The sequence below is a fragment of the Streptomyces sp. 13-12-16 genome (genome assembly GCF_002114215.1).
GTDB lineage: Bacteria > Actinomycetota > Actinomycetes > Streptomycetales > Streptomycetaceae > Streptomyces.
In genome coordinates this window covers 1-5,744 of sequence record NZ_NCTE01000438.1, presented here as the reverse complement: position 1 = coordinate 5,744, position 5,744 = coordinate 1, and the positions used below count along the sequence as shown (strand labels likewise).

At 71.6% G+C, this 5,744-nt stretch carries 5 protein-coding genes and 1 pseudogene; 1 reads left to right on the top strand and 5 read right to left on the bottom strand.

The features are described 5' to 3' along the window. Positions 1 to 721, top strand: a 721-nt coding sequence (locus B7767_RS18050; protein WP_143652533.1) for an MFS transporter, incomplete at its 5' end; no start/stop codon positions are given. 79 nt (positions 722 to 800) lie between these two features. On the opposite strand, the gene B7767_RS18045 is transcribed toward B7767_RS18050, so the two are convergent. From B7767_RS18045 to B7767_RS18025, 5 genes and pseudogenes are all read right to left on the bottom strand, one after another. After that, positions 801 to 1,988, bottom strand: coding sequence for a sugar phosphate isomerase/epimerase (locus tag B7767_RS18045; RefSeq protein ID WP_085573094.1), 1,188 nt, complete (start codon positions 1,986 to 1,988; stop codon positions 801 to 803). A 115-nt stretch (positions 1,989 to 2,103) separates the two neighbouring features. Further along, positions 2,104 to 3,483: a nucleotide pyrophosphatase/phosphodiesterase family protein gene (locus tag B7767_RS18040; RefSeq protein WP_085573093.1), complete on the bottom strand. Its 1,380-nt coding sequence runs from the start codon at positions 3,481 to 3,483 to the stop codon at positions 2,104 to 2,106. Further along, positions 3,480 to 4,649, bottom strand: a complete 1,170-nt coding sequence (eboE, locus tag B7767_RS18035; protein WP_085573092.1) for a metabolite traffic protein EboE — start codon at positions 4,647 to 4,649, stop codon at positions 3,480 to 3,482. The genes B7767_RS18040 and eboE overlap by 4 nt, the downstream gene beginning before the upstream one ends. A gap of 3 nt (positions 4,650 to 4,652) precedes the next feature. After that, positions 4,653 to 5,543, bottom strand: coding sequence for a TatD family hydrolase (locus B7767_RS18030; protein ID WP_085573091.1), 891 nt, complete (start codon positions 5,541 to 5,543; stop codon positions 4,653 to 4,655). Then, a pseudogene (locus B7767_RS18025) lies at positions 5,543 to 5,744 on the bottom strand (sugar phosphate isomerase); the annotation flags it as partial. The gene B7767_RS18030 and the pseudogene B7767_RS18025, both read right to left, overlap by 1 nt.

Genomic DNA, 5,744 nt, shown 5'->3' with positions numbered 1-5,744 from the left:
GAAGAACGGGGGGCCGGCCGCCGTCGACCCGCTGAACCCGCCGGACGACCCGCGGGCCCGGCGTTCGCTGGAGAAGAACCCACCGGCCGTCAAGCAGTACTCCCCGATGGAGGCGTGGAGGACCGGACGGGTGGCGCTGATGTGGTTCTGTCTCGCCTGTACCTCCGGCGTGAACATCTTCGGCATCGCCTTCCAGGTCGACATCGGTGAGGACGCGGGCTTCGCGGCCGGCATCGTGGCCACCGCGATGTCGCTGAAGGCGATCGTCAACGGCACCGGGCGCGGCGTCATCGGCTGGCTCTCCGACCTCTACGGCCGCAAGCAGTGCCTGCTCCACGTGTGCGCGATCCTGGGCCTCGCCCAGTTCGGCATCATCTGGTCGGCCGAGATCAAGAACCTGCCGCTGTTCCTGCTCTTCTCCGCCGTGTCCGGTTTCGGCGGCGGTGCCATCTTCCCGATGTTCGCCGCGCTGACGGCGGACTACTTCGGCGAGAACAACAACGCCACCAACTACGGGATGGTCTACAGCTCCAAGCTCGTCTCCGGTCTGGGCGCGGGCATGGGGGCCGTGGTCGTCGGCGCCTGGGGCTACAACGGCGCCTTCACCCTGGCGGGCTGCATCTCGATCTTCGCCGGGTTCGTGGCGCTGTTCCTGCAACCACCGGGACGCCCGGAGAACAAGCGCGTCACGCCCAACCCCCGGCCGCTCGGCGAGGGATGACCTGGCGGAGCCTCCCCCGCACGGACCGGGCGGCCCCTCCCGCAGCACGTGGGAGGGGCCGCCCGGTCCGTGTTCCGGGTCAGCGGCGCCGCTTGCGCAGGGCCGCCATGTTGTCGTAGCTGATCTTGGCCTCGCGCAGCGACTGCGCGGGGTCGGTGGCGCTCGGTGAGTTGTCGTCCTCGACCATCGGGTTGTGGTAGTTCCGCTGTCCGACCCGCGAGAAGAACGTCGTGTAGTCGATGACGCCGGTCCCGAAGGGCACCATGTCGTAGCCCATGCCGTTGGTCGTGCTGACGACGCCGTCCTTGGCGTGGAACAGCGGGTAGCGCTTGTTGTTGCGGGCGACCAGGCCGGCCGGGTCGAAGACGTTCTTCCTGGTCGAACCGTCGTGGGCGGTGTACGTGTGGAACTTGTACTGGGCGACGTGCGCCCAGAAGATGTCCATCTCCAGCCAGACCGTCCTCGGGTCGGTGACCTTCAGGAAGTACTCCAGCTTCCGGATTCCGGAGCTGCGGGTCGGCCGGCCCTGGTCGTCCAGCGGGCCGCCGTCGAGCAGGAAGCCGTAGGCGCTGTCGTGGTTGTGGGTGTAGAGCTTGATGCCCTCGCACCGGGCGATCTCCCCGAGGGCGTTCCACTTGTCGGCGGCCACGTCCCAGTCGGCGCGGTAGGAGCTGCCGGTGGGGTCGCCACCGGTGCCCATGTGGTCCATGCCGAGGATGTTGGCGATCTCGAGGTGCTTCTTGAAGGTGTCCTTGTCCGCCGCGGTGAGCGGCCAGGAGCCCGGGATGAAGCCGTGGTTGCCCTGGGCGCGCAGACCGTAGTCGTCGAGCCAGCGGCGCAGCAGCTTCGCGCCCTCGACGGTTTCCAGGTCGGCGCCGCCGGGCGCGTTGGCGTGCTGGCGGTAACCGGCGAACTCCACCTGGCGGTAGCCGTGGCGGGAGAGCTGCTTGAACACCTCGCGGAAGCCGGAGGGCAGGTCCGTGGCGAGCGGGTCGCGGGCGGTGGCGTCACGGACGGTGTAGAGGATGATGCCGCGCTTGTGCGGCGGGACGAGCACCTGCCCGCGTCCGTGTCCGTGGTCGTGGTCTCTGTCCCGGCCGTGGGCCAGGGCGGGGGCGGCGCCGAAGACGGGGGCGGCGACGGCTCCGGCCGCCACGGCGGTGCAGGTGCTGAGGAAACGGCGCCGGTCCACACCGAGGGTGCGGCGCAGCCCTTCGTCCGGGGCGTCGGCGGCTTCGGTGCGTGAGGGGTCGGAGTACGAGGTCACGAGTGGCCTGCCTTCTCGGTCGTGGCCGGTTCCGGTCCCGCCGGGACCGGCCGTTGTCAGTGCCGTGTGTTTCACTCTCGGTAGTCGGATCTCGGGGGCCGTACCGGGTGGTGCGTCAGCCGAGTCCGGCCAGCCGGAGCAGGAGTTGTTTGACATCGGTGGCCGCGACGCGGTCTCCGACAGCGCGGGGGGTGGAGCAGATGAGGAGCGGACCGTCGTCGTCGCTCGCGGGGAGGCGGCCGTGGCTGCCGCGAATAGGTGAGGGGTCCAGGGGCACGACCGCCATGCGGTAGCGCATGCCGAGTTTCTTGCGCGCCAGCGCGGTGGCCGCCTTGACCTTCACGTAGGGGTCGAGGGGATCCATGAAGAGTTCGACCGGGTCGTAGCCGGGTTTGCGGTGGATCTCGACGAGCTGCGCGAAGTCGGGCGCGCGGTCGTCGTCGAGCCAGTAGTAGTACGTGAACCAGGCGTCGGGTTCGGCGACGGCGACGAGTTCGCCGGCGCGCGGGTGGTCGAGGTGGTGGGTCTTCTTGCCCTCGTCGTCGAGGAGGTGCTCGATGCCGGGCAGTCCGTCGAGGGCGGCGCGGGTGGCGTCGAGGTCCTCGGGGCGGCGCACGTAGACGTGGGCGATCTGGTGGTCGGCCACCGCGAAGGCGCGGGAGGCCATCGGGTCGAGGTATTCCATGCCGTCCTGGGTGTGCACCTCGAGGAGGCCGGCGCGGCGCAGGGCGCGGTTGATGTCCACCGACCGGTTCACGCGGGTGATGCCGTACTCGGACAGGGCGACGACGGTACGGCCCTCGGCGCAGGCGTCGTCGAGCAGCGGGGCCAGGGCGGCGTCGAGGTCGGCGGCCGCCTTCAGGGAGCGCGGGTCGTCGGGGCCGAAGCGCTGCAGGTCGTAGTCGAGGTGAGGGAGGTAGCACAGGGTCAGGTCGGGGTGGCGGGTGCGCATGATGTGGCGGGTGGCGTCGATGATCCACTGGCTGGAGACCAGGTCGGCGCCGGGGCCCCAGAAGTGGAAGAGGGGGAAAGTGCCCAGCTTCTCCGTGAGTTCGTCGTGCAGGGCGGGCGGCCGGGTGTAGCAGTCGGGTTCCTTGCGGCCGTCGGCGTAGTAGACCGGGCGGGGGGTGACGGTGATGTCGGTGTCGGCGCCCATGGCGTACCACCAGCAGATGTTGGCGACGGTGTAGCCGGGGTGGGCGCGGCGGGCGGCGTCCCAGAGTTTGTCGCCGGCGACGAGGCCGTTGTGCTGCCGCCACAGCAGTACGTCGCCGAGTTCGCGGAAGTACCAGCCGTTGCCGACGATGCCGTGCTCCGAGGGCATGGTGCCGGTGAGGAAGGTGGACTGGGCGGCGCAGGTGACGGCGGGCAGGACGGTGCCGAGCGGGGCGCGGGAGCCGGACCGGCCGAGCGTCTTGAGGTGGGGCATGTGGTCGAGGAGACGGGGGGTGAGGCCCACGACGTCGAGGACGAGCAGGGGGGTGGGGTCGGTCATGGGAGTTCCTTCAGGCCGAGGTCCGTCAGGAGGTCGCGGGCCAGGGTGAGTTCGGCGGCGATGCCGTCGGCGAGCTGGGTCCGGCCGCGGGGGCGCAGCTCGGGCGGGAGGGCCTGCCAGGTGTAGGTCTCGACCTCCAGGTGGCGGGTGAGGGGGTGCGGGCCGCCGACGAGCCGGGTCAGGGCGGACTTCAGCACGGGCAGCGTGGAGGTGAGGGGCTCGGTGGGGGCCGCGTGCAGGGGGACGTGGAAGTGGGCGCGCCAGGGCGCCGTGTCGGGCAGGGCGTCGCCGGCCAGGGCCTCGTCGAGGTCGTCGGTGCCGCGCAGACCGGCGGGGGTGGAGGTGCGGGTCTGGTGCAGGAAGCGGGGTTCGGCGAAGGCGGCCAGGGCCTCGCGGACCTCGGGGAGGTGGGGCTGTCCGGCGTGCAGGGCGGCGGAGAGCTGGGACTTGACCACGGGCACGCCGGCCCGGGCGAGGTCGTCCAGGGCGGTGTGCGGGTCTTCGAAGGAGGTGGCGAGGTGGCAGGTGTCGACACAGATGCCGACGCGGTCGTGGGCGATCGCGGTGAGCGGGGCGATGGCGTCCCGGGTGGTCTCGACGACGCAGCCGGGTTCCGGCTCCAGGGCGACGCGGATGGAGCGTCCGGTCAGTTCCTGGAGGGCGTCGAGGCGTTCGGCGAGGATGCGCAGGGCGGTGCGGGCCGTCCGTGCGCGCTGCTCGTCGTGGGCGGTGCGCCAGGCGAGGGGCAGGGTGGAGATGCTGCCGTCGGTGACGTCGTCGGGGAGGAGCCCGGCGAGGACGCGGGCCAGGGAGGTGGTGTGCTCCAGGCGCTCGGGGTCGGCCCAGTCCGGCTTGTAGACGCGGTACTTGACCTCTTCGGCGCCGAAGCCCTCATAGGGGAAGCCGTTGAGGGTGACGACCTCCAGGCCGCGCCGGTCGAGTTCGCAGCGCAGTCCGCGCAGGGCGGCGGGGTCGGTGACGAGGGCGTGCGCGGCGTCCTTGGCGAGCCACAGGCCGATGCCGAGCCTGTCCCGGCCGAGGCGGCGGCGGACCGGTTCGCAGTGGTCGCGGAGCTGGGCGAGGACACCGTCCAGGGTTTCGGCGGGGTGCACGTTGGTGCAGTAGGCGAGGTGGACGGTGGAGCCGTCGGGGTGGCGGAAGCGCATGGCTCACGCCTCCGTGGCGGGGGCGCCGGCCGGCTGCGGCTCGTCTCTCGGTGCGCCGCGCAGGATGGAGTTGCCCTCGTGGGTGGCGTCGGTGGCGTCGACGTCGAGGTTCAGGCGGCCGCTGAGTCCGTAGAAGGCGACGGGGTTGCGCCACAGCACCCGGTCGACGTCGTCCTCGGTGAAGCCCTCGGCGAGCATCAGGTCGGCGACCTTGCGGGTCTTGAGGGGGTCGCTCCTGCCCCAGTCGGCGGCGGAGTTCACCAGGACCTGCTCGGGGCCGTAGGCGCGCAGGATGGCGACCATCCGTTCCTCGTCCATCTTGGTGTCGGGATAGACGGAGAAGCCGAGCCAGGCGCCGCTGTCCTTGGCCTCCTTGACGGTGGTCTCGTTGAGGTGGTCGACCAGGACACGGTCGGCGGGCAGGGCGGACTCGCGGACGACGTCCAGGGTGCGGCGCAGTCCGGCGAGCTTGTCGCGGTGCGGGGTGTGCACCAGCGCGGGCAGGCCGTGGTCGGCGGCGAGCTGGAGCTGGGCGGCGAGGGCGGTGTCCTCGGCGGGGGTCATGGAGTCGTAGCCGATCTCGCCGACGGCCACCACGTTGTCCTTGACGAGATACCGGGGCAGCGCGTCGAGGACGGGCGTGCAGCGCGGGTCGTTCGCCTCCTTGGGGTTGAGGGCGAGCGTGCAGTGGTGGGCGATGCCGTACTGGGCGGCGCGGAAGGGTTCCCAGCCGAGGAGGGCGTCGAAGTAGTCGAGGAAGGAGGCCGGGGAGGTGCGGGGCTGGCCGAGCCAGAAGGAGGGCTCGACGACGGCTCGGACGCCCGCGGCGTACATGGCCTCGTAGTCGTCGGTGGTGCGCGACGTCATGTGGATGTGGGGGTCGAAGATGCGCATCAGGACTCCTTGCCGTGGGGGTCGTCCGTGCCGTGCGGCGGGGTGGCGGGGGCGGACTCGGTCAGGGCCAGGGCGCGGTGCAGGTCCCCGGGGACGGCGCGGCCGGCGGCGGTGCGTTCCGCGGCGTAGTCGCCGAGCATGCGGGCGAGTTCGCCGTCGCCCCGGGCGCGCCGGGCCAGGTCCGCCACGTGGTCGATGCCG